This is a genomic window from Agrobacterium sp. H141 (assembly GCF_057158725.1).
This window is the reverse complement of sequence record NZ_CM169893.1, coordinates 3,968,650-3,991,853: the sequence shown is the minus strand read 5'-3', so window position 1 is coordinate 3,991,853 and position 23,204 is coordinate 3,968,650. Positions and strand designations below refer to the sequence as shown.

Genomic DNA, 23,204 nt, shown 5'->3' with positions numbered 1-23,204 from the left:
GAATGTCAGAGCTTCCAGGCGGAGTGCAAGGCAGCGATGCCACCGCTGTAATTCGTATAGGTGACGCGCGCAAAACCGGCTTCGCTGATCATCTTGGCAAAGTCCCCCTGATTGGGAAACTTGCGGATTGACTCCACCAAATACTGATAGGGTTCACTATCTCCGGTAATTGCCTTGCCGAAGCGCGGTATCGCGTTGAACGACCACTGGTCATAGACGCGGTCGAGCAATGGCATCTCCACTTCGGAAAATTCCAGCACCAACAGACGGCCGCCACGCTTCAAGACCCGAAAGGCCTCCTGCAATGCCACATCGATGCGCGGCACGTTCCGGATGCCGAATGCGATCGTATAGGCATCGAAACTATTGGCCTCGAACGGGAGGCTTTCGGCATTGGCCTCTACGAACGTCAGATTGTCGGAGAGTTTTCTTTGTACCGCACGCTCCTCGCCAACCGCCAGCATGGAGCCATTGATGTCGAGCACAGTGCAGTGCGCCTTGCGGTCTGATGCCTCAACGATGCGAAAGGCGATGTCGCCTGTTCCGCCGGCAACATCCAGCGCCTTGAACGATGCATCCTTGCGTGGGTTGAGCGCCGCGATCATGGCATTCTTCCACACCCGGTGCAGTCCTGCCGACATCACGTCATTCATGATGTCGTAGCGCTTGGCCACCTTATGGAAGACGTCATTGACCAGTCCCTGCTTTTCGCCTTCGGTGACGTCGCGGAAGCCGTAAGAGGTTTCCATGCCGCCGTCTGCGGAAATACGGCTCTTCGCCATGCGGTCTGCTCCATTCAATTCTGGTCGAAAGACCATAGCGGTTTCGTCCCGCCCGCGCTATCTCTGCGGAGAAATGCCCACCACCGTTAGCCAGCGGCAGGTCTATAGACCACATGGGTCGAAGAGAAAACAGAAAGATGGAACGGCATGCCCGAATTGCCCGAGGTTGAAACGGTGAGGCGCGGCCTGGCGCCGGTTATGGAACAGGCGATCATCACACGCCTTGTTCTGCGTCGTCCCGACATGCGCTTTCCCTTTCCTGTCGACTTTGCCATGAAAGTTGCCGGGCAGCGCATCATCTCGCTGTCCAGGCGCGCCAAATATCTGCTGATCGATCTCGAGAACGGATTGACCATCGTCAGCCACCTCGGAATGTCCGGTTCATTTCGCATTGAAGCGGGTGGAACCGCAGATGTGCCGGGTGATTTTCTCATGGAACGATCAAAGGACGAGAAACACGATCACGTCATCTTTCATCTCGAAGGCCCATCTGGTCCGTCGCGCGTCATATATAATGATCCACGCCGGTTCGGTTTCATGGATCTTGCTCCGCGCTCTGAACTCGAGACCCTTCCAGCCTTTAGGGACCTCGGTCCAGAGCCAGTCGGAAACAGTCTCGATGCCGAATATCTCGCCACACGTTTTGCCGGCAAGGCGCAGCCCATAAAACTGGCCTTGCTGGATCAGAAGGTCATTGCCGGACTTGGCAATATATATGTGTGCGAAGCCTTGTGGCGCACGGGCATATCGCCTCTGCGTCCAGCCTCAAGCCTGCTGACAAAGACGGGCCGCATGAAGAAAGAGCTTCCCGCTCTGGTCGACGCCATCCGCCAGGTCATCGCGGATGCGATCGCTGCAGGCGGTTCGTCTCTCAGGGATCACATCCAGACCGACGGATCGCTCGGTTATTTTCAGCACAGCTTCAAGGTCTATGATCGTGAAGGTGAGGCTTGCTTGTCGCCGGGATGCGGCGCTACGATTCAACGCATAACACAAGGTGGCCGTTCGACGTTTTATTGCGCGCGCTGCCAGACATAAGTCACAGCGCGAACTTTCGGAGGACTATAATGACGTTCGATAATTTGTTGGTCGAAACCCGAGGCAAAGTGGCCGTTATCACCATCAATCGAGCTGAGGCTCTGAACGCCCTAAACTCGGGCGTTATGACGGATCTGGTGAAGGCGCTAAAGAACATTCAGGCTGATCCCGAGATTGGTGCGGTCGTCTTGACCGGCTCGGAAAAAGCCTTTGCCGCCGGCGCTGACATTAAAGAGATGCAGGCTCTGACTTTCCCTGATGTCTATCTGGGCGATTTTATTGGCGGTTGGGATGAGGTTGCCGGTTTTCGCAAGCCGATGATTGCAGCCGTCTCCGGCTTTGCGCTGGGGGGCGGTTGCGAACTCGCTATGATGTGCGATTTCATCATAGCCTCGACGACAGCAAAGTTCGGACAACCGGAAATCACACTCGGTGTCATGCCCGGCATGGGCGGCAGTCAGCGGCTGACTCGTGCTGTCGGCAAGGCGAAAGCCATGGATCTGTGCCTGACTGGTCGAATGATGGATGCGACCGAAGCCGAAAGTGCAGGTCTTGTGGCGCGTATCGTGCCTGATGAAGCTCTTCTCGATGAGGCAGTGGAAGCGGCCGCGAAGATAGCGTCTTTCTCACAGACGGCGGTCTCTATGGTCAAGGAGAGCGTGAACCGCGCTTTCGAACAAACCCTGACCGAAGGGCTTCGGTTTGAGCGCCGCCTGTTCCATTCGCTCTTTGCGACCGAGGACCAGAAAGAGGGAATGGCAGCCTTCGTCGAGAAGCGGAGGCCGGAATTCAAGAACCGATAGGCTAAAGAGTCTGCCTATAAGGCGATTGCAGCAATTTGCGCGTTGACGCCTGCGGACTTTCCAGCTATATGCCCGCCCACAGTTAGGAAAGTTTGTGACTTTCCGAGATTGCTCCCCGATCGCTGGCAGACAGGTTGTACGACCCGGTGTGGCGGAGGTGGAGTTTGTTTGAATTTGAAGAGAGGCATCTATGGCCAATACGACTTCGGCGAAAAAGGCGACCCGCAAGATCGCTCGCCGTACTGCTATCAATAAAGCCCGCCGCTCGCGCGTTCGTGGTTTCATCCGCAAGGTAGAAGAAGCACTTGCTTCCGGTGACGCAGCGCAGGCGAAGGATGCCTTCCAGGCTGCTCAGCCTGAATTGCATCGCGCAGCCACCAAGGGCGTTCTTCACGCCAACACCGCATCGCGCAAGATCTCGCGTCTGGCGCAGCGTGTTAAGGCACTGTCTGCCTGATTTTTGACGTCTTTTAGACACATTTAATAAGCCCGGTATTCTTGCCGGGCTTTTTTGCGTTTCCCACTCTCGTTTGACTTTGGTTAAAAGTGCATTGCAATATTGTGTCGTCAGAATGACACAAAAAACAATTTAAATTCAGTTACTTAGGAGAGGATAAAACGCCGGGCCGCACTTCACTCAACGGCAGTTTGGCTCAATCATGAGTCAAGAAGATTTTTATTTTTTTTGTTTTTGACCCCGAAAAAGGTCGCCCAAATGGGAATCTCCTTGATTCAAAAGCGATTCTTTTTTTGAGATTGTGGCACCCCAAAACACGCGACCAGAGTCAATGGCTCGAACTTAATTTTGCGTAAAATTCACGGTTGATATTCCCCATCGATCCTGCCTAAATGAATTCCACAAGAGGCGGGGACGCGGCCTGAGAGGGTGGTTCCAGAACGGTTTTATTGAGATCGTTTGAAAGCGCTCCAGCCTCTTGGAGCGAAACGTTTCAGTTTCGTTTTTTCGCAAAGAGCAGACGATTGCACCGGACTCCTACAGATTCCGGGCAGGGGATTTTTGTGTCAATTTGCCTGTTTGGACGGGGCAGGCTGAGCGGAGTGAGGAACAGGAGACTGACCCGGTAGTTTCGTTACGAGGACGAATTTGCTGGTAGGCGGGCGACCGCAATAAACGCCGAGCGGGAGAACCATGAAGGAGCTCTGGCATCGGCGGCAGAAAAAAAGATCGGCGGTCGGACATTTGTCTGGGCGCTGGAGAAAAATTGGAAGGCGGCAGAATGCAGATGACTACAGGGACGGGCAGTGCGCTGGTGGGGGATAACCATGTTCGCACACGGCTTGACGCGGTTTGCTCGGAGACGGCAGAGGAAAATACCCACATGAAGAACGACGTGCTCTTTGAGCGTTTCAGCGCCCGGCTGAAAGCTCAAGTTGGGCCAGACGTATATGCGAGCTGGTTTGGCCGTCTCAAGCTTCATGCCTCATCGAAGAGTGTTGTACAGCTGACAGTCCCCACGACCTTCCTGAAGTCATGGATCAACAATCGTTATCTCGACATCATCACCAGCCTCATCCAGGCAGAAGATCCGAATATCCTGAAGGTCGAGATCATGGTGCGCAGCGCCAGCCGCGCCGCAAAGAGTGTTGCGCCCGAGACGCGCGCCCTGCCGCTTGATACGGCAGTGTCGACTGCGCCGCGCAAGCAGCCTGCGCAACAAATCGGCCAGATCATGTCAGCGCCAGGCGCATCCGCACAGGTGTCGCGTGGACCATCCCAGGGCGGTCCGCTATTTGGATCTCCGCTGGACCCGCGCTACACGTTCGACGCCTTCATTGAAGGTTCGTCCAATCGCGTGGCACTTGCTGCAGCGAAGACCATTGCAGAAGCCGGTGCCGGCGCAGTGCGCTTCAACCCTCTTTTCATCCATTCGTCGGTAGGGCTTGGCAAAACGCATCTGCTTCAGGCCATCGCAAATGCCGCGATCGGCAGCCCGCGCGTACCCCGCGTCGTTTATCTGACGGCTGAGTATTTCATGTGGCGCTTCGCCACCGCCATACGCGACAACGACGCTCTGACACTCAAGGACTCGCTTCGTCACATCGATCTTCTGATCATCGATGACATGCAGTTCTTGCAGGGCAAGATGATCCAGAACGAGTTCTGCCATCTTCTCAATATGTTGCTCGATAGTGCCAAGCAGGTCGTGGTTGCCGCCGACCGCGCACCATGGGAACTGGAATCTCTGGACCCGCGCGTTCGTTCGCGTCTCCAGGGCGGTGTTGCCATCGAAATGGAAGCACCCGACTTCGAAATGCGCGAAGAGATGCTGAAGATTCGTCTGGAAGCAGCGCGCAAGGAAGATTCCTCGCTCGAGATACCAGACGAAGTTCTGGCCCATATCGCCCGCAGCATCACCAGCAGCGGACGTGACCTTGAAGGCGCTTTCAACCAGATCCTGTTTCGCCGCTCATTCGAGCCGAATCTGTCGATTGAACGTGTGGACGAACTCTTGGCTCACCTCGTCGGTGCGGCCGAGCAGAAGCGCGTGCGCATCGAGGACATCCAGCGCATTGTCGCGCGTCACTACAATGTGTCGCGGCAGGAACTGGTATCCAATCGACGAACCCGCGTGATCGTTAAGCCCAGACAAATCGCTATGTATCTGGCAAAAACGCTCACGCCTCGATCATTCCCAGAAATTGGGCGTCGCTTCGGCGGAAGAGACCACACAACGGTTCTCCATGCTGTCCGCAAGATCGAAGATTTGATCAGCGCAGATAACAAGCTTAGCCATGAGGTTGAGCTTCTCAAAAGACTGATCAACGAAAACAACGCCTGAGGCCATCGATGGCCTGCGCCAGCCTTGCCATGTACGACATGCTGGCGCCGGTCTCCCGTGGCAACGATACGCTCTGGCACTTTGTTCGTGATCGATTGCGGGACGCCGGATTTGCGGCTCCAGAGGAGCTCGAGAGGCAATCGTCCCTTGATGCCCTCTGGCCGCAATCGGATCTGATCCTGGCGCAAACCTGCGGCTATCCATACATTACACAACTGAAGGGTAAGGTCCGTCTCGTTGCGACTCCCATCTATCAGTTTGCCGGGGGGCGTGGAACAGAGCGTCTGAGCTATGTCGTGGTCTCCGTTGCTTCCAGCTATCGCACGCTGGCGGATCTGCGTGGCAAGACGGTCGCTCTCAACGATCGCGGTTCCAATTCCGGTATGAACCTGCTGCGCGCTGCCGTGGCACCGCTCGCGCAAGATGGCCATTTCTTTTCAGAAGTTCTCGTGACCGGTGGTCATCATGCATCGCTGGCAGCTGTTGCTGCCGGACACGCGGATGTTGCAGCAGTTGATACCGTAACATTTGGCTTGCTTCAGCGACACGCGCCGGAATGTCTGGCCGACATCCGCGTGCTTCAGTCGACGGATAGTGGCCCGGGTTTGCCTTTTATCACGAGCCTTAACGCATCTGACGAAATGGTTGGGGTGCTGAGGAAGGCGCTATCAGAGGCGGTGGCGACCTCAAGTCTCGGATTGGCGGATGACCTCGGCATGATCGGGATCGAATATCTGACAGACAGCGACTATGCCCGTCTGGATAACTACCGCCTTCAAGCGGAGAAGCTGGGCTATCCAGTGATCGCCTGACCCTCCTTCGACATCAGCGGTACATCATGCTGCTCAGGTTGAGCGCTCTCAGCGTGTTGGGGATGTATCGGCTCGTGGTGCAGCCGAAAGAGATAGCGATTGGCGACCTCGCGATAGCCGTCATAAACAAGCCCGCCATTCAGCGATATGAAGGCCTGACGATGTGTGCGGTAGTATTTGGGGATGTCATACCATGCGACCTGCGGCCACCAATGGTGGACGATGTGGAGATTGTTATGGAGAAAGAGTAAACCGAAGACCGGTGAGTTTTCGACGATTGCCGTGCGCTCTTCCTTTGTGCCGGAATAACGATGCTCCGCGAAGGAGCGCAGGCGCGATAGTGACAGGCCCGAATAGACGAAGGCTGTCAGATAGACCCATATCGGCATGTCACAGACAAGCGTTGTCCAGGCAAAAACCGCGAGGCAGCTGATGATATGTAAAATCCAGATGCGGATATGACGACGGTCACCTCTCACGATGCGGCTGATCTCACAGCTGCCGAATACGGAAAGTGCCACGAATGGCCCGAGAATAAGCCTGCCTGCCAGCGTATTGTTCACCTTGAAAACAAGCCGTCCGATCGGTCCCATCTCGCTCCAGTCTGTGCCGGTCAGATAATAGGTTTCCGGATCTTCTATCGGGTCCGTAAGCCACTCATCATTGTGGTGTTTGAGATGCGAGGATTTGTAGATCCTGTAGGGCAGCCATATCGACAGTGGTGGCCAACCGATCAGATCGTTGATGCGTCGAGAGCGTGTGGGATGGCCGTGCAAAACCTCATGTTGAAGCGAGCCATGCCAGGCGATAATCCATCCGCCAGCCAGAAACAAAATGACGTATGGGATGGAGTGCCAGAAGAACGTCAGTCCGATCCAACTGCCATAAATGATGATCGTGAGAGCAGCCGTATGCCACTCGATCCACGAGCGGGTGCTTGGCTGAGCTTTCATCTCTGGATAGTTGACGGATGACTTCATGAAAAATCGCGCCGGACCTGAGGTATTAAAAAACTGTTTAGACTCAATAACCTGCAGGGATTGTGGTCGTGATTTGGCAGTTGCGTCAATGTCAGTTTGACATGTGTTTGAGCGACCCATGCGGACAAAATTCACCAAAATCCGCGCATGGCGAATTTATCTTTTACGCTGCGGTGTAAAGTCGCCGTCGTCTAGGCGGTGGCAATGACTATGATTTCCGGGCTGTCGTCTGAGAAGGCCGAGCCGTCCCAGTCACCGATCCAGTCGATTTGTCCAAATCCACTGTCGTGGAGCAGTTGCGCAATCGTCTGCGGGTCAGGAAAGCGCAACGTGCTCTCGCTGATTAGCCGCTCACCGGTCGACTTGAGTGTAAAGACAGCGTCGAAGGTGACGAATTCGTCCCAGGTGCGTGTGGTCTGATAATAGACGTCCACATCGCCGATGCCGGGTACATCGGCCGAAGTAAGGGTCTGATTTTCGGTCCAGCTCTCCCAAGCACGATGCAAGGGGTTGCGGCTTTCAAAAACCAGACGTCCGCCGGCTGCCAGATGTCGGCGTGCATTGGCAAGCACCCTGTGGGTCTCATCATCGTCCAAAAACACCTGGAAGACATGGCCCGTCATCACGATCAGATCGAAGCGTCGGGAAAGATCGAATTCCCTGGCGTCTCCGGCCACCCAGCGCACGCTGCCTGAACCTTGCTTGCCAAGTGCTACGCTGAGCATTCCGGCACCAGGTTCAAGACCTGTCACCTGATGGCCGCGCTGCGCATATTCGATTGCAAGCGCGCCGGTCCCGCAGCCCAGATCGAGGATCCGTGACGGTGCGTCAACCAGCCCCAGATAGAACTCGCTGTCTGCACCGGATCGGTTGAAGCTGTCGTAGAGCACCGCCATGTCGTGACGAGAAAAGGCATCATCAATAGGCATTGTCTGCGCTCCATGGCATCAGCAGGCGAGGTCTGCCACCACTGCATCAAGTATCAGCATACCGGCTGGCGTACAGCGCAGGCGGGAATTTCCCAGACGCTCGAGATAACCGTAATCCAGCAGGTTCTGTTCCCGCACAGGATCGGGGGAACGACCGGACAACATCTGCCATCGCGCCAGATCCACACCCTCGCGTAATCTCAGTCCCATCAGCAGCAATTCATCGGCCTGCGCATCATTTTCGAGATGCTCTTCTTCGATGATCCCGTGACCCTGACGTTCGACCAGTTCAACCCAGCGTTCGGGATGCCGTTCCATGACGGTTGCCAGTTTCTGGCGGCCGCGCGTTAGCCGTCCATGAGCGCCGGGACCGATACCGGCGTAATCACCATAGCGCCAATAGGTCAGGTTATGCCGGCTCTCGGCACCCGGGCGCGCATGGTTGGATACCTCATAGGCAGGCATGCCCTGCTCGCAGGTGAAATCCTGCGTGGCTTCATAGAGGTCCGCGGCCTGGTCGTCATCAAGCGTCAACAGCTTGCCTGCCTTGTAGAGGCCATAGAAGGGTGTGCCTTCTTCGATTGTCAGTTGATAAAGCGATAGGTGATCGACCGCGTAGGAGATCGCTTGTTTGAGCTCCGCTTGCCACGCTGCAATCGTCTGTCCGGGCCTTGCATAGATCAGATCGAAGGACATGCGCGGAAAGATATCGCGTGCCAGGCCGACAGCCTTCAGGGCATCCTCGACATTGTGCAGGCGGCCGAGAAATTTCAGGTCCTTGTCATTGAGAGCCTGAACACCAAGAGAAACCCGGTTGACCCCGGCTGATCGATAGCCTCGAAAGCGCTCCGCCTCGACACTGGAGGGGTTTGCCTCCATGGTGATCTCGATGCCTTGCGGTACATGCCAATGCCGGGCGATCCCATTCAGGATCGTCTCGATGGTTGCCGGATCCATGAGCGACGGCGTGCCGCCACCGACAAAAACGCTTGTCACCGTCCTTGGACCACTGATGGCGCGAAGCCACTTCATTTCTGTCAGAAAGGCAGCCGCAAACCGTGCCTGATCAACAGGCTGATGGCGCACATGGCTGTTGAAATCGCAATAAGGGCATTTGGCCGCGCAGAAGGGCCAGTGCACATAGATACCGAAACCGGGTTCGCCGGTATCAGGCAGGATGAGCGCCGTGGGCTCGACCATAAAAATCAGGCCTCCAGGCAGTGTTCGACGAACAATTTGAAGGCGCGTGCGCGATGTGACAACGCTTCCGGATCGCCCGGTTTCCAGCCATGCTTTTCTTCTGCGGACATCTCGCCGAATGTCGTGTCATAGCCTTGCGGCTGGAAAACAGGATCATAACCGAAACCCTTTTTCCCCCGTGGGGGCCATACAACCGTGCCCTCCACTTCGCCACGGAAAAACTCGGTGTGGCCGTCCGGCCAGGCAAGGCACAGCACGCTCACGAACCGTGCTGTGCGCTGTTGCGGCTGTGTCGCGCCGCGCTCTGCGAGTGCCGTTTCGACCTTCTGCATCGCCATGTCAAAGTCGCGTGTGCCGTCTTCCAGTTCCGCCCAGTTGGCTGTGTAGACACCAGGGTTGCCGTCGAGTGCGTCGACCACCAGCCCTGAATCGTCCGAGAGTGCGGGAAGACCGGATGCCTGCGCGGAAGCCTGCGCTTTGATCGCGGCATTTTCTTCGAATGTCGTGCCTGTCTCTTCGGGCTCCGCAAACTGCAATTCTGCAGCCGACTTTGCGGAAAAGCCGAATGGACCAATCAAGTCGGCGATTTCCGCAATTTTTCCGGCATTGTGGCTTGCAACAACGATCGTCTTGGTTTCGAGTTTGCGCATTTCTAATCCTGTTCGATGCCCCACAGGCGGGGCTCGGCACATTCAAGACTATTGCCCGCGGGATCGCGGAAATAGATGGAGCGGGCACCGTTGGGCCAGTTGAAATCGGCCTCTATTTCGATTCCGGCCTGCGTCAGGCGATCAACCATGGCATCCAGCTTGTCACCACGCACTCGAAAGCAGGCATGTCCCGGGCCACGGGTGCCGTGGGTCGGAACCGGCAGCTTGCCGGTCGGTGAAGGCACAGAAGTCGCCTCCGGGTTGAACACCAGCAGGATGCCGGCACCGCAGCGAAAGAACACGTGCCGGTCTTTTACCCGTGTTACCGTTTCCAGACCGATCACCGAACCGTAAAAATGCTCGGCGGCATCCAGATCATCGGCATAAAGCGCCGTTTCCAAGATGCCTTCCGTGAGCGAAGTCATGCCGTTTCCTTTGAGCCTTAGCCGATAGACTGCTTCTGCATGGCCACCAAATCGGCGACGCCGGACTTGGCAAGGCGCATCAGTGTCAGAAATTCTTCTTCGGAGAAGGGAGCGCCTTCTGCCGTGCCCTGAACTTCAACGATGGAGCCTGCGCCTGTCATCACGAAGTTTGCGTCTGTTTCGGCAGCCGAGTCCTCCAGGTAGTCAAGGTCGATCACCGCCTGCTGGGCAAAGATACCGCACGAGATCGCTGCAACATGGTCCTTAAGGACCCGCTCAAGCTTGATCATGTTGCGGGTTTCCATCCACTTCAGGCAATCGTGAAGGGCAATCCAGGCGCCGGTGATCGATGCAGTGCGCGTGCCGCCATCCGCCTGTATCACATCGCAGTCAAGCGTGATCTGGCGTTCGCCAAGCGCTTCCAGATCAACGACCGCACGTAACGAACGACCGATAAGGCGCTGGATTTCCTGTGTGCGACCGCCTTGCTTGCCGGCAGCTGCTTCGCGCCTCATCCGGTCACCGGTGGCGCGGGGGAGCATGCCGTATTCTGCCGTGACCCAGCCCTTGCCGCTATTGCGCAGCCAAGGTGGCGTCTTTTCTTCAAGGCTTGCGGTGCACAGCACATGGGTGTCACCGAACTTCACCAGGCATGAGCCCTCGGCGTGTTTGGAAAAGTTTCGCTCAAACGAAACTGCCCGCATTTGATCTGTTTTTCTGCCTGATGGACGCATACCGACTTCCTTTCGCGATCTACGGTCTTCTACGGATGGCAGTGCCGATTTGCAAAGGAAAAGCGGCAAAAGAGAAGAAGTCAGATTCCCGTTGGTGATTGGAGCGGGAGTGACTATATTTTGTCAGGACGATATCGAAGGCGTCCGGAAGGCAATATGGATTTATCAACGACCATGCAGATGGAGTTCGGCTCTAACCTTGACGATAGGTCGCGCGAAGTGTTCCGTCGCATTGTCGAAAGCTATCTGGAGTCCGGGGAGCCGCTGGGATCTCGCAACCTTTCCCGCATCTTGCCCATGTCGCTATCGCCGGCATCTGTTCGCAACGTGATGAGCGATCTCGAAGAGCTAGGCCTCATCTATTCGCCTCATATCAGTGCTGGCAGGCTCCCAACGCAAACCGGACTGCGGTTTTTCGTCGATGCCTTCATGCAGGTCGGAAATCTCTCCGATGAAGAACGTGGAAGCATCGACAGGCAGATCCGTCCGGTCGGTCCGGACGCGTCGATGGAAAACCTGCTGAGCGAGGCAAGCCTGATGCTGTCAGGGCTGTCGCGTGGCGCAGGGCTCGTGATCTCGTCCAAGAATGACGCCGTACTGAAACATGTCGAGTTTATCCGGCTGGAGCCGACCAAGGCGCTTTGCGTTCTGGTGGGTGAGCACAATCAGGTCGAAAATCGTATCATCGAATTGCCGGCAGGGATCACCACCTCGCAATTGACCGAGGCTGCGAATTTTCTCAATGCCCATTTGGCCGGTCAGACGCTGGGTGAACTCCGTGGCCAATTGGTGAAGCTGAAGCAGCAGGTCTCAGGCGAGTTGGACATCTTATCCCAGGACCTTGTTGAGCGCGGGCTCGCTGTCTGGTCGGGTGGCAAGGAAAACGACAAGCCGACCCGTCTCATCGTCCGCGGACGGGCCAATCTTCTGGAAGGTCTCGCTGGAGAGGAAGATATTGATCGCTTGCGCCTCCTTTTCGATGATCTCGAGCGTAAGGAAAGCCTGATCGAGATCTTGAACCTGGCCGAAACTGGCCCGGGGGTCCGAATATTCATTGGCTCGGAAAACAAGCTTTTCTCCTTGTCGGGATCGTCACTCATTGTGGCACCATTCCGGGATGGAGAGGATCGCATCATTGGTGCGGTCGGAGTGATTGGTCCGACACGGCTGAACTACTCGCGCATTGTGCCGATGGTTGACTATACCGCCCAGCTAATGGCGCGGCTTTCGCGTAATCCGCTATAGCCATACGCGGAGTCAGCCGCTTCTTTTGGCTGAAGCCTTGATTTTTCCGCGACAAACGCTGATATCGGGCACGAAATTCCAATCACAAATTCCGGAGAACGTCATGACCGACGAGACCAATAAGAACGGACCTGACGCAACGGCCACAGAAGACGAAAACGTCGTGTCCATCGATCAGGTTGCAGACGAAGCAGATGCTGGCGAGCCCGATCCTATGGAGGCCGTGAAGGCGGAGAATGCGGAGCTGCGCGACCGCTTCCTGCGTCTGGCCGCCGAGATGGATAATCTTCGCCGTCGCACCGAGCGCGACGTCAAGGATGCCAAGGCATACGCCGTCACCAACTTTGCCCGCGATATGCTGTCGGTGTCGGACAATCTGCGCCGTGCACTTGATGCGATCCCGGAAGAGGCGCGTTCCGCTGCAGAAGCGGGTTTGACCGCACTGATCGAAGGGGTCGAAATGACCGAGCGCGCGATGCTCTCTTCTCTTGAGCGTCATGGCGTTAAGAAGATCGAACCAGAAGGTCAGAAATTCGATCCGAACTTCCATCAGGCGATGTTTGAAGTGCCGAACGCTGATGTCCCGAACAATACCGTCGTTCAGGTCGTCCAGTCTGGATATTCGATCGGCGATCGCGTCCTTCGCCCTGCCATGGTCGGTGTGGCAAAGGGTGGCCAGAAGGCCGAGGGAACAGAGCCCGGCACAGCACCAGTCAACGAAAAAGACGCCTGACATCAGGCGTCCATTTCTTCAGCAATTCGCAGAAATTGAAATGATCCTTGCGCCGCCTTTTCAGGCGGCGTTCGAGGCATGTTCCTCGTTGAGGAATGTGTAGATTGCTGTTGCGGAATCGGTCGCACGCAATTTCGCCACGAGCTCGCTATCCCGAAGAACGCGCGCGATACGCGACAAAGCCTTGAGATGATCGGCGCCGGCGCCTTCAGGCGCCAGCAGCAAAAACACCAGATCGACGGGCTGGTCGTCCAGCGCTTCAAAATCGACAGGTGTTTCAAGTCGGGCAAACACGCCCACAATCTGATTGATACTGGTCAGCTTCCCATGCGGAATGGCGATACCGTTACCAACGCCGGTCGATCCGAGACGCTCTCGCTGCAAGATGACATCGAAGATTTCCCGCTCGGGAATGGATGTGACTTTCGACGCCTTGGCTGCCAGTTCCTGGAGAAGTTGTTTCTTGGAGTTCGCCCTGAGGGCTGGAATGACCGCATCTTGTTGCAGCAAATCTGCCAACGCCATATTTAAATCCTTCATTCCGCCGAAATGAGCGAAGGTGGGTCGGCAGTAACCTGCCGACCCACGCTGTCTCAGCTTTTGATACTGGTGGAATCGATCCAGCCAATATTGCCGTCATTGCGACGGTAGACGATGTTTAGTTCATCCTTGCCCGGGCTGCGAAACAGCAAGACTGGCTCATCCGTCATATCGAGAGCCATGACGGCCGTAGCCACGGACATGGTGCGAAGTTGTTTTGTGCTTTCTGCGACGATGGTCGGCGCGAAGTCTTCAGGCACTTCCTCGTCGTCTTCCGACATCGCGTCCATGACGGTATAGGCGACCGCGATCTCGCCATTCACGTGTTCCGCGGCGTGGTGGTCTTTCAGCTTGCGTTTGTAGCGCCTCAGCCGTTTCTCGATCCGTTCGGCCGCAATGTCGAATGCGACTTGCGGATCGTTCGCCTCGCCGGCGGCATGCAGGTTCACCCCTGTATCGAGATGGACAAGGCAATCCGCAGAAAATCGTGCTTGCGAAAGCTTGCTCACCGTTGCCTGGCTTGAATAGCCACCGTCAAAATATTTGCCGATCGCTTCTTCGATGTGTTCCTCGATCCGTAGGCGGAAGGAATCGCCGATTTCCATATGTTTTCCGGATACACGCACACTCATGGGGTTTCCCTTCATTATCGTGATTTGCGGGTATCAGTTTACGTCAAGCCTCGCTCTCATCCAAGCGTTTCGAGCATCAATCTTGGTCACGTCTCTGACCATCGGCATAAGTTGGACATCGACGCCACTGCGTTTAAAATGTCGACCAATCGCGGCGGGCTTCTATCGACTGAAATGATGAGAGTCAACGGTTGGCGGGTTCTTTTCTGATCACGGAGACGTCAGGTGTCAGCCCGCGGAGACTTTAGACAGGGCGCGCTTTTCACGTCTGCGTTGAACGGAAGAGGGGATGTTCATTGCCTCCCGATATTTTGCCACGGTCCGGCGCGCGAGATCCACACCGTCCCGCTTGAGGCTGTGAACAATGTCGTCATCAGACAGAACGTCTTCTGCGGTCTCTTGGGCAATCAAAGCGCGTATGCGATGGCGCACGGATTCGGCGGAATGCGTCTCGCCACCTTCCGCGGATGCAATCGAGACGCTGAAGAAATACTTCAGTTCAAACAGCCCACGGGGCGTGAGCATGTATTTGTTGGAGGTTACACGGCTCACGGTCGATTCATGCATCTTGATGGCATCGGCAACCGCCTTCAGATTGAGCGGGCGAAGATGCTCCACGCCGTGGCGGAGAAAGGCATCCTGTTGCCGTACGATTTCCGCTGCCACTTTCGCAATTGTCTTGGCGCGCTGGTCCAGACTGCGCGTCAGCCAATTGGCGTTTTGCAGGCACTCGGACAAGAAGCTCTGATCGGATTCGCTCTTTCTTGCGACCACGGTCAGGTAGTTCTGGTTGACGAGAACGCGTGGCAGAACATCTGGATTAAGCTCAACCACCCACTGTCCGCCGCTGTTTGGGCGAATAATGATGTCGGGAACGACAGATTCACTGATAGCGGGTTCGAAGCAATTGCCCGGCTTCGGATTGAGTTTTCGAATCTCTGCCAGCATGTCGATGAGGTCTTCCTCATCCACACGGCACAGTTTCTTCAGAGTGGCAAAGTCGCGCTTCGCCAAAAGCTCCAGATTGTCGATGAGCACTGCCATCGCGGGATCAAGCCGATCGCGAAGCCTAAGCTGTATGGCGAGGCACTCGCTGAGAGAGCGTGCGAAGACGCCTGGCGGATCGAGGCTTTGGAGCTGAAACAGAATATTTTCGACATGCTCGACACCCGTGCCGAAACGCTCGGCGATTTCGCGGAAATCACCGCTCAGATATCCAGTGTCATCTATTTGATCGAGCAGCGCCATTGCGAGAAGCCGATCGCCGGCGCCATGCACTGCAAAGGGAATCTGTTCTTTGAGATGATCTTGAAGGCTTACGCGTCCCGCGACGAAATCGTCGAGATCATAGGCGTCTCCTCCCGGGGCAGCACTGCCGTGGATGGACTTCCATTGCCCCAGAAGCTCAGGCGTGTCCGCCGAGGTGGCCCCGCCCTCATCGGCAAACGAGGTATCGAAATTCGTGTCGAGGCGCTCCGAGAGCGTGTTATCCTGGCCGGGTTCATACCAGTCGCTGGCAAGCTGCCCGCCTTCGCCCTCTGTTCCCTCGCCAACGCCTGTATCGGAGGCAGCGTCATCGGAACTGCGATGCGGCTCGCCGATGAAGTCGTCATCATCTGGCACGAGTTCAAGAAGAGGGTTCTTTTCAATTTCCTGGGAGATGAAATGCGTGAGCTCGAGATGGGTCATTTGCAGCAGCTGTATCGACTGCATCAGCTGCGGCGTCATGACCAGAGATTGGCTCTGGCGCAAGAAAAGGTTGGCGGATAAGGCCATGGCGGACGCTATACTCCCCTGCAATCCCCTTTTTTGGCGTTTCCAGCACCTCCGCCGTGCCAGAAAAGTCCAACTGGCCCAAAAATTGCTTTTTTATGGGGTTTGGTCAAGCTTGCTTGTGGCGAAAGCGAGACTTTCTTGGGTCTCAGGCTTTACAGGCTGAACTTGTCGCCGAGGTAAAGTCTGCGCACATCCGCGTTATTGACAATGTCATCAGCGCGACCGTGAGTCAAAACTTCGCCAGCGTGGATAATATAGGCGCGATCAATAAGGCCCAGTGTTTCCCGCACGTTATGGTCGGTTATGAGGACGCCAATGCCGCGTGCGGTCAGGTGCCGCACCAGATTCTGAATGTCGGATACCGATATCGGATCGACACCTGCGAAGGGCTCGTCAAGCAACATGAATGTCGGATTGGTGGCCAACGCACGGGCAATTTCCAAGCGTCGTCTTTCGCCACCTGAAAGGGCAACTGCCGGAGATTTGCGCAATTTTTCGATGTGAAATTCATCAAGAAGCTCGTCGAGCTTGTTTTCACGGCTCGCCTTGTTCTTGTCGTGAACCTCCAGAACGGCGCGAATATTGTCCTCCACACTCAATCCGCGAAAAATAGAGGCTTCCTGTGGCAGATAACCGACACCCAGGCGCGCCCGCCGATACATCGGCATGGCCGTCACGTCATTGCCGTCGATAGCGATCATGCCTTCGTCAACCGGAACGAGACCGGTGATCATATAAAAACAGGTCGTCTTGCCAGCGCCATTGGGGCCGAGCAGGCCGACGGCCTCCCCGCGTCTCACGACGAGCGAGACCCCGTTGACCACGCGACGAGCGTTATAGCTCTTCGTCAGACCATGCGCGATCAGGGTGCCCTCATACCGCTCTTTGTCGAGTTTCGGCTGGGCAGGGTCTTGTCGCTTGGCGCGACCAGCGCCGAACAGTTTGGAGACTTTTGGGATTTTCACAGGCGATACCGGCTTTACTTCTTTTTTTGCTGGGATTTGGGATCCAGCTGGATCTGAACGCGGCCACCGCAGCTTTCCAGTTTAGCCTCACCATTGGTCATTTTAACAGTGAGCTTGCAGCCCACGAAGACGTTTTGACCTTCAGATAGAACAACGCGATCTCCCTGGAGCACGAAGACCTGGGACTCAAGATTGAAGTTTCCGGTCTCTGCCGTCGCCTGCTGTGCGCCGGACGATAGGAAGACCGTGTCGGACACATCGATCTTTTCAATATCGGCATTACCCGCGGTCACGGACGCGCCTTCACCCTTGTAATGAACGATCATTCGACCGGCGCGCAGCATAGTCGATCCCTGAACCACCTTCACATTGCCGGTGAAGATGGCTTGCTTGTCTTGCTCGCGAAACTGAAGTTCATCGCTCTCGATCTGGATTGGCTGGTCATTGGAAAGCTTCATGCCCTCCATGTTGGTCGTTTGTGCCATGACCGGCATTGTCATAGTGGACGCCGCCAGAGCCGCCGCGATCATAGCGCTGCTGAAACGAACAAATGCTTGGTGATGGAGGCTCATCTTTGACCTGGCTTTCAATTGCCCTGCTGGCGAATGGTTGACGGCTCTATGTTGACCTTCACATGGCCCGCGAAGGTAATGGTGCGCCCTTTATCGGTTATCTTTAGTGAGTCCGCAACAATGGAGGCCTCATTCGCCTTGATGGACACGGGGTCGCTGGTGTCCATATTGCCACCCGGAATATCAAGATGGGCCGATTGGAAGTCCGCTACCAACCCGTTGCTCAGTGTCAATGTGAACGGCTCTTCCATATCGAGACGATCCGCCGTCCTGTCGAATATGCCGCTTGTGGCCACTACCCGTGCTGTGACCTTGTCATTCACCGGTACAGCAGCAGCAATGTCCTCAAGGGTAATGATGTTTGGGTTCTTGATGTCCTGCAGGGCACGCTCTGCGCGCATGGAATAGCTGATGCCGTCCTTGTTGCGACCGGAAATAGCGGGTTTTTCCATGACGATCTTGCCGTTTTCGATCCGCGCGGAATCGATATTCAAATTCTCCGGCAAATAGGTGCGCACCACCGAGACGGCGATAAAGGCAAGGGAAATCAGGGTTGCGGCGATGGGAAGCAGGACTTTCAGCCGCCGGACGCGCACGGAATGGCGCAATGCGGACGCATAGGCGCTGCGCCCGACGGATCGGGCGGCAATTCCATCGTTGTCGGCAACCCTGTTTAGCATTCAATCGGGCCTGTATCTTAAGAACTGCAACATGCTGGGGCTCGTAAAAGGTCGCCGCGGCGCGCGGCAGGACGTTTCGCATGATTGCTATAGCTTGCCAATATGGAAATTGTGTTGATTTTTGCAAGAGTTGGCGCACTTCCAGGCCCGCTGCAGCGAGGATTTGCGCCAATTTCAGATAAAGTGATCACTGGCAGTAGCGCATCTGCTCCAAGGCGGGCTATGTAATGCTTGGAACAGAGGCGAAGCCTTTGGAATGGAAGTTGTTTCTTGACGGTGCTGATCGGGTTTGGCACCTTGTCTTCGTTTTTTAAAGTTGTTCAGGGGGCAACCGTGATCAAATCAGAACTGGTGCAGATCGTCGCCGCGCACAATCCGCACCTCTATCATCGCGATGTCGAAAACATCGTTAATGCGGTTCTTGACGAGATCACAGACGCTTTGGCAGCTGGCAACAGGGTCGAGTTGCGCGGCTTTGGGGCCTTTTCAGTGAAGAACCGACCTTCGCGATCCGGTCGGAACCCGCGCACGGGTGAATCCGTTTTTGTGGAAGAAAAATGGGTTCCCTTTTTCAAGACCGGCAAGGAATTGCGCGAACGCCTGAACCCAGGGATGAAGGACGAAGACGAATAGGGCCAACCCCTCAGGAGCAATTCCGTAGTTTCGGCTGCGGTTGTTCATCGTTTCGCCAAAGTTTGTCGATCATCCCATAAGGGTGTCTGGCTACCGCCGAGGAGATGGCATGATTAGAAAAATCGTAAATCTGGTGATTTTTGTGCCGCTCGGCATCGTGCTCATCGTGCTTTCAGTGGCCAATCGGCAGGAAGTCAGGCTCGCGCTTAATCCGTTCAGGCCCGAAGACAGCCTTTTGTCGCTCAGTGCGCCATTCTTCGTTTTCATTTTTCTGGCTCTCATATTCGGCATGGTCATCGGGTCTCTCGCCACGTGGTTTGCGCAAAGCAAATATCGCAAGCGCGCCCGCAACGAGAAGCTTGCGGCCGTGCGCTGGCGCTCCGAGGCAGACAAGCAGAAGAACCGTGCCGAAGAAATTGCAGGCCAAACTCTGCCGCAACTTGGCGCGAAATAGGCTCACGCTGTCGCTGAAGTCATGATTGCCAGCGGAAAGTGCCTTTTCGCGACGGCGGTGGAGTGCTAGTCCCTTCGCCGAGCGAAGATAGCGATAAGCGGATCAGGACATTGAAGAACAATAAAACGCGTCACGCGCCGAAATCGACGTCGCGTCCCGCGGCGCGCAAGGATCGTTCGGTTGAGCGCGGGGAGGGGCCTCCGAAGGCGTCGCATGCATCTGCGCCCCAAAAACAGCGCCCGGCCGAACCAACTGCACCGCAAGAGCAGCGCAAGCTGGAGATTCGCGCAGGCGAGCGACCTGCTGAGCGTGTTCCGCTGATTCTGGAATCCGTGGCCGCCGGCGACTTTCATCTGATTGACAGCGGTGATGGCCTGAAGCTCGAACAATACGGGCCATACCGGATTGTCCGTCCCGAGGCGCAGGCTCTTTGGCCAAGGGCGCTACCTGCCCATGTCTGGGACGCAGCCGATGCAATCTTTACCGGCGACACCGAAGAAGATGGCATGGGACGCTGGCGCTTCCCGCGCGAAGCCCTGGGCGAGACCTGGCCGCTGTCCCTTCTCGATATCGATTTTCTCGGGCGGTTTACCAGCTTTCGCCACGTCGGCGTATTTCCCGAACAGATTGCCCATTGGACGTGGCTCAAGCAGACGATCGAGGCACGCAAGCAGCCGACCAAGGTGCTGAACCTGTTCGGCTATACCGGCGTCGCCTCGCTTGTCGCAGCATCTGCTGGCGCAGAAGTGACCCACGTGGATGCCTCCAAGAAGGCAATCGGCTGGGCGCGCGAGAACCAGCAACTCAGCCGCCTCGACAAGGCACCGATTCGCTGGATTTGCGAAGATGCGATGAAGTTTATCCAGCGTGAGGAACGTCGCGGCAACCGCTACGATATCATCCTGACCGATCCGCCAAAGTTCGGGCGCGGTCCCAATGGCGAAGTCTGGCACCTGTTTGAGCATCTTCCCGCAATGCTGGATATATGTCGGGAAATTCTCTCTCCAAATGCAGCCGGTCTGGTCCTGACCGCCTATTCGATCCGCGCCAGCTTCTACTCGATCCATGAACTCATGCGCGAAACCATGCGCGGCAAGCGCGGCGCAGTGGAATCCGGTGAACTGGTCATCCGCGAAACCGGACTTGACGGCAAGACTCCGGGCAGGGTGCTGTCGACCTCCCTCTTCAGCCGATGGGTTCCCAAATGAATGACTTCAGAGAAAAAGGCGGGCCGCGCCGTGTAGGCCAGGTGAAGGAGATTACCAGCCTTGCCAATCCGGTCATCAAGGACATCAAACTACTGGCGCAGAAAAGACATCGCGATGAGAGCGGATCGTTTTTGGCCGAAGGATTGAAGCTGGTGATTGATGCGCTGGATCTGGGCTGGACGATCCGCACGCTGGTCTATTCCAAGGCCGGCAAAGGTAAGCCTCTGGTCGAGAAGACAGCGGCGCGGACGGTAGCAGCCGGCGGGCTCGTGCTTGAAGTGAGCGACAAGGTCATGTCTTCCATGACGCGTCGCGACAATCCGCAAATGGTCGCGGGTGTTTTTGAACAAAGGTGGTCGCCCCTCGGGACTGTTCGGCCACAAAAAACTGAGACTTGGGTCGCACTTGACCGCGTCCGTGATCCCGGCAACCTAGGCACCATTATTCGCACTGCGGATGCGTCAGGTGCCTCCGGCGTCATTCTCGTTGGTGAATGCACGGATCCATTTTCGATGGAGACGGTCCGCGCTACCATGGGATCGGTCTTTGCACTTCCTCTGGTGAGGACGTCCGCAGAGGATTTTCTTCGCTGGAAAAAAGGCTCGGGCGCAAAGATTGTTGCGACCCATTTGGCAGGTGCGGTGGACTATCGCACGATCGACTACCGCGAAAAGCCGGTCGTGCTTTTGATGGGCAACGAACAGTCAGGGCTTCCCGAAGAGCTGGCACGAGAAGCCGATGCGCTCGCGCGTATTCCCCAGGCGGGTCGTGCCGATTCCCTCAATCTGGCCGTTGCAACGGGTGTCATGCTGTTTGAAGCCAGACGTCATATCCTATCGCTGGACGGGAAGAGCTGATGGTGCGCCCTGCCATTTTTTCGCGCATAGGACCGGCGCTGATTTTTATTGCCTTCGCACTGGCTCTCGATCAGATCGCGAAATTGCTGGTGGAATGGTATCTGCCGATGCATGAGCTTGTCCCGGTCATGCCGATGCTGGGGCTGTACCGCACCCACAATCTGGGCGTGGCATTCTCGCTTCTGTCTGGCCTGGATGGCTGGCTGATTGTCGGCTTGCGGGTGGTAATCGTTATCTTTGTTATCTCGATGTGGCGCCGCTCGGGCCCGGAACACCACTTTGCTCATCTGGGCTTTGCTATGATCATTGCCGGCGCCCTTGGTAATATCATCGACCGTTTGGTCTATGGTCATGTCGTCGACTACATCCTTTTCTATACGCAAACATGGTCTTTCGCTGTCTTCAATCTGGCTGACAGCCTGATTACCGTTGGCGCAATTTTTGTGATCGCGGACGAGGTTTTGTTCAAGAAATCGAGTGGCGAAAAGACATAGTTTTAGTCCTCGATAACCGTCGGGGATCACAAGAGAGCGTGACGAAGTCTGTCACGATAGTGTCGCAGATCCATGGTTTATCCAACATGACTCATAGGTCGGGACGAATCGATATGACGCTTGAAATGCTGAACCGCCCTTCATCCGCAGCAGCCGATGACCGCTCGGCAGTTGCCATTCCCAGTCCAACCTCGGATGTGCTTGGACGTATTGGCAATCTCGAAACACGTCTGGCACGCACGGATCGCGAGATCGATGCCGCCCAAGCCGTTCGCTACCGCGTATTCATCGAGGAAATGAATGCCAAGGTCGCGCCCGAAGCCATGCGGCGCAAGCGCGATGTAGACGCTTGGGATGAGATCTGCGAGCATTTGCTGGTTCTGGACCGCTCGATTGACGGTGATCCGGAAGATCAGATTGTCGGCACCTATCGACTGCTGCGGCAGGATGTTGCCGAGCGCAATGGCGGTTTCTATTCCGCCTCCGAATTCGATATAGAACCTCTGCTGAGGCGCCACCCGGATCAGCGTTTCATGGAACTTGGGCGCTCCTGTGTGCTCCCCAATTACCGCACGAAGCGCACTGTCGAACTGCTATGGCAGGGCAATTGGGCTTATGCCTTGAAGCACGGCATAAGCGCTCTTTTTGGCTGCGCCTCATTTCATGGAACACAGCCCGAAGAGCATGCGCTGGCCCTGTCGTTCCTGCATCACAACCTGCGTGCGCGTGACGAGTGGGCAGTCGAGGCGCGGCCTGAATTGTTTCGCAACATGGATTTGATGCCGGTTGAGGCGATCAGCGCGCGCAAGGCAATGAGTGCCCTGCCTCCTCTGATCAAAGGCTATATGCGCCTCGGCGCAATGGTCAGCACTGGCGCTGTGGTCGATCACGCCTTCAATACAACGGACGTCATGATCATTTTGCCGATCACAAGCATCTCTGATCGCTACCTGAATTATTATGGCGCTGATGCGGGTCGTTTCGCGAGCTGATTAACCTCTATCGGTTTGCGTGCCGCCAAAACGGGGCATTGGAAGATCGCCAATTTCCCGTTCGCTCATGCGCGAAATTGCTGGATGGGCGAGAATGTCCCGCTCATGACGTTCTGGTTCGGTATCCTGATATCTGCATTGCAGGATGCCCTGTATGATATTGCAGAGAAACGTGAGCATTGTCGCCGGCCAATTACCTCATTTCGCCGTTTGATAATCCCTCTCACGCGGTAGAGATTCAATTGAGCTTTTCAGCATCCCGCTTTAGA

General features: G+C 56.0%; 27 protein-coding genes. 13 read left to right on the top strand and 14 right to left on the bottom strand.

Annotated elements, in window-relative coordinates; genetic code table 11:
• Window positions 1-5 precede the first annotated feature (5 nt).
• On the bottom strand, window positions 6-782 hold the full coding sequence (gene ubiE / locus ACWPM9_RS18790) for a bifunctional demethylmenaquinone methyltransferase/2-methoxy-6-polyprenyl-1,4-benzoquinol methylase UbiE (protein ID WP_484756121.1): 777 nt from the start codon (window positions 780-782) through the stop codon (window positions 6-8).
• A gap of 147 nt (window positions 783-929) precedes the next feature.
• Between ubiE and mutM the strand changes: the two genes are divergently transcribed.
• From mutM to ACWPM9_RS18765, 5 genes are all read left to right on the top strand, one after another.
• A complete protein-coding gene (gene mutM / locus ACWPM9_RS18785) occupies window positions 930-1,820 on the top strand; it encodes a bifunctional DNA-formamidopyrimidine glycosylase/DNA-(apurinic or apyrimidinic site) lyase (RefSeq protein ID WP_484756120.1) in 891 nt (296 codons plus the stop codon).
• A 29-nt stretch (window positions 1,821-1,849) separates the two neighbouring features.
• Window positions 1,850-2,623: an enoyl-CoA hydratase gene (locus ACWPM9_RS18780; protein ID WP_484756119.1), complete on the top strand. Its 774-nt coding sequence runs from the start codon at window positions 1,850-1,852 to the stop codon at window positions 2,621-2,623.
• A gap of 190 nt (window positions 2,624-2,813) precedes the next feature.
• On the top strand, window positions 2,814-3,080 hold the full coding sequence (gene rpsT, locus ACWPM9_RS18775) for a 30S ribosomal protein S20 (protein ID WP_428186156.1): 267 nt from the start codon (window positions 2,814-2,816) through the stop codon (window positions 3,078-3,080).
• A gap of 781 nt (window positions 3,081-3,861) precedes the next feature.
• Window positions 3,862-5,424 (top strand): chromosomal replication initiator protein DnaA, encoded by a 1,563-nt coding sequence (gene dnaA, locus ACWPM9_RS18770; protein ID WP_484756118.1) that lies wholly within the window; start codon window positions 3,862-3,864, stop codon window positions 5,422-5,424.
• 8 nt (window positions 5,425-5,432) lie between these two features.
• Window positions 5,433-6,236: a phosphate/phosphite/phosphonate ABC transporter substrate-binding protein gene (locus ACWPM9_RS18765; RefSeq protein ID WP_484756117.1), complete on the top strand. Its 804-nt coding sequence runs from the start codon at window positions 5,433-5,435 to the stop codon at window positions 6,234-6,236.
• Here ACWPM9_RS18765 and ACWPM9_RS18760 read toward each other — a convergent pair.
• The 6 genes from ACWPM9_RS18760 to rph all read right to left on the bottom strand — a co-directional run bounded on the left by ACWPM9_RS18760 (window position 6,218) and on the right by rph (window position 11,154).
• Complete coding sequence (locus ACWPM9_RS18760) at window positions 6,218-7,216, bottom strand: fatty acid desaturase (protein ID WP_484756116.1); 999 nt, start codon at window positions 7,214-7,216, stop codon at window positions 6,218-6,220. The two genes, ACWPM9_RS18765 and ACWPM9_RS18760, sit on opposite strands and share 19 nt — an antisense overlap.
• 191 nt (window positions 7,217-7,407) lie before the next feature.
• On the bottom strand, window positions 7,408-8,145 hold the full coding sequence (locus tag ACWPM9_RS18755) for a class I SAM-dependent methyltransferase (RefSeq protein WP_484756115.1): 738 nt from the start codon (window positions 8,143-8,145) through the stop codon (window positions 7,408-7,410).
• An 18-nt stretch (window positions 8,146-8,163) separates the two neighbouring features.
• Window positions 8,164-9,345 carry a radical SAM family heme chaperone HemW gene (gene hemW / locus ACWPM9_RS18750; RefSeq protein ID WP_484756114.1) on the bottom strand — a complete coding sequence of 394 codons (1,182 nt, stop codon included), beginning with the start codon at window positions 9,343-9,345 and terminating at the stop codon, window positions 8,164-8,166.
• 5 nt (window positions 9,346-9,350) lie between these two features.
• Window positions 9,351-9,995: an RdgB/HAM1 family non-canonical purine NTP pyrophosphatase gene (gene rdgB, locus ACWPM9_RS18745; RefSeq protein WP_484756113.1), complete on the bottom strand. Its 645-nt coding sequence runs from the start codon at window positions 9,993-9,995 to the stop codon at window positions 9,351-9,353.
• 2 nt (window positions 9,996-9,997) lie between these two features.
• Complete coding sequence (locus tag ACWPM9_RS18740; protein ID WP_484756112.1) at window positions 9,998-10,420, bottom strand: VOC family protein; 423 nt, start codon at window positions 10,418-10,420, stop codon at window positions 9,998-10,000.
• A gap of 17 nt (window positions 10,421-10,437) precedes the next feature.
• Window positions 10,438-11,154 (bottom strand): ribonuclease PH, encoded by a 717-nt coding sequence (gene rph / locus ACWPM9_RS18735; RefSeq protein WP_428186148.1) that lies wholly within the window; start codon window positions 11,152-11,154, stop codon window positions 10,438-10,440.
• A gap of 156 nt (window positions 11,155-11,310) precedes the next feature.
• Here rph and hrcA point away from each other — a divergent pair, with 156 nt between their 5' ends.
• Both hrcA and grpE read left to right on the top strand, forming a co-directional pair.
• Window positions 11,311-12,399: a heat-inducible transcriptional repressor HrcA gene (gene hrcA / locus ACWPM9_RS18730; protein ID WP_428186147.1), complete on the top strand. Its 1,089-nt coding sequence runs from the start codon at window positions 11,311-11,313 to the stop codon at window positions 12,397-12,399.
• Between the two features lie 103 nt (window positions 12,400-12,502).
• On the top strand, window positions 12,503-13,132 hold the full coding sequence (gene grpE / locus ACWPM9_RS18725) for a nucleotide exchange factor GrpE (protein ID WP_428186146.1): 630 nt from the start codon (window positions 12,503-12,505) through the stop codon (window positions 13,130-13,132).
• A gap of 60 nt (window positions 13,133-13,192) precedes the next feature.
• Here grpE and ptsN read toward each other — a convergent pair whose 3' ends face one another.
• From ptsN to lptC, 6 genes are all read right to left on the bottom strand, one after another.
• Window positions 13,193-13,657: a PTS IIA-like nitrogen regulatory protein PtsN gene (ptsN, locus tag ACWPM9_RS18720; protein ID WP_428186145.1), complete on the bottom strand. Its 465-nt coding sequence runs from the start codon at window positions 13,655-13,657 to the stop codon at window positions 13,193-13,195.
• A 68-nt stretch (window positions 13,658-13,725) separates the two neighbouring features.
• Window positions 13,726-14,304: a ribosome hibernation-promoting factor, HPF/YfiA family gene (hpf, locus tag ACWPM9_RS18715; RefSeq protein ID WP_428186144.1), complete on the bottom strand. Its 579-nt coding sequence runs from the start codon at window positions 14,302-14,304 to the stop codon at window positions 13,726-13,728.
• A gap of 228 nt (window positions 14,305-14,532) precedes the next feature.
• A complete protein-coding gene (gene rpoN / locus ACWPM9_RS18710) occupies window positions 14,533-16,080 on the bottom strand; it encodes an RNA polymerase factor sigma-54 (protein ID WP_428186143.1) in 1,548 nt (515 codons plus the stop codon).
• Window positions 16,081-16,232: 152 nt separating this feature from the next.
• Window positions 16,233-17,021, bottom strand: a complete 789-nt coding sequence (lptB, locus tag ACWPM9_RS18705; protein WP_484757683.1) for an LPS export ABC transporter ATP-binding protein — start codon at window positions 17,019-17,021, stop codon at window positions 16,233-16,235.
• A 38-nt stretch (window positions 17,022-17,059) separates the two neighbouring features.
• Window positions 17,060-17,617: an LptA/OstA family protein gene (locus tag ACWPM9_RS18700; protein ID WP_484756111.1), complete on the bottom strand. Its 558-nt coding sequence runs from the start codon at window positions 17,615-17,617 to the stop codon at window positions 17,060-17,062.
• A 14-nt stretch (window positions 17,618-17,631) separates the two neighbouring features.
• On the bottom strand, window positions 17,632-18,297 hold the full coding sequence (gene lptC / locus ACWPM9_RS18695) for an LPS export ABC transporter periplasmic protein LptC (RefSeq protein WP_484756110.1): 666 nt from the start codon (window positions 18,295-18,297) through the stop codon (window positions 17,632-17,634).
• A 333-nt stretch (window positions 18,298-18,630) separates the two neighbouring features.
• On the opposite strand from lptC, the gene ACWPM9_RS18690 reads away from it, so the two are divergent.
• The 6 genes from ACWPM9_RS18690 to olsB all read left to right on the top strand — a co-directional run bounded on the left by ACWPM9_RS18690 (window position 18,631) and on the right by olsB (window position 22,935).
• Window positions 18,631-18,930 carry an integration host factor subunit beta gene (locus tag ACWPM9_RS18690; protein WP_484757682.1) on the top strand — a complete coding sequence of 100 codons (300 nt, stop codon included), beginning with the start codon at window positions 18,631-18,633 and terminating at the stop codon, window positions 18,928-18,930.
• A 109-nt stretch (window positions 18,931-19,039) separates the two neighbouring features.
• On the top strand, window positions 19,040-19,384 hold the full coding sequence (locus tag ACWPM9_RS18685) for a DUF1049 domain-containing protein (protein ID WP_428186141.1): 345 nt from the start codon (window positions 19,040-19,042) through the stop codon (window positions 19,382-19,384).
• Between the two features lie 110 nt (window positions 19,385-19,494).
• A complete protein-coding gene (locus ACWPM9_RS18680) occupies window positions 19,495-20,592 on the top strand; it encodes an RsmD family RNA methyltransferase (RefSeq protein ID WP_484756109.1) in 1,098 nt (365 codons plus the stop codon).
• Entirely contained in the window at window positions 20,589-21,449 is an 861-nt protein-coding gene (locus ACWPM9_RS18675; protein WP_484756108.1) for a TrmH family RNA methyltransferase, read from the top strand. The genes ACWPM9_RS18680 and ACWPM9_RS18675 overlap by 4 nt, the downstream gene beginning before the upstream one ends.
• Window positions 21,449-21,943: a signal peptidase II gene (lspA, locus tag ACWPM9_RS18670; protein WP_428186138.1), complete on the top strand. Its 495-nt coding sequence runs from the start codon at window positions 21,449-21,451 to the stop codon at window positions 21,941-21,943. Before ACWPM9_RS18675 ends, lspA begins: the two co-directional genes overlap by 1 nt.
• Window positions 21,944-22,068: 125 nt before the next feature.
• Window positions 22,069-22,935: a l-ornithine N(alpha)-acyltransferase gene (gene olsB, locus ACWPM9_RS18665; RefSeq protein ID WP_484757681.1), complete on the top strand. Its 867-nt coding sequence runs from the start codon at window positions 22,069-22,071 to the stop codon at window positions 22,933-22,935.
• Here the strand turns inward: olsB and ACWPM9_RS18660 are convergent, their stop codons facing one another.
• Complete coding sequence (locus ACWPM9_RS18660) at window positions 22,936-23,115, bottom strand: hypothetical protein (RefSeq protein ID WP_484756107.1); 180 nt, start codon at window positions 23,113-23,115, stop codon at window positions 22,936-22,938. It lies immediately after the preceding gene.
• Window positions 23,116-23,204: the final 89 nt, after the last annotated feature.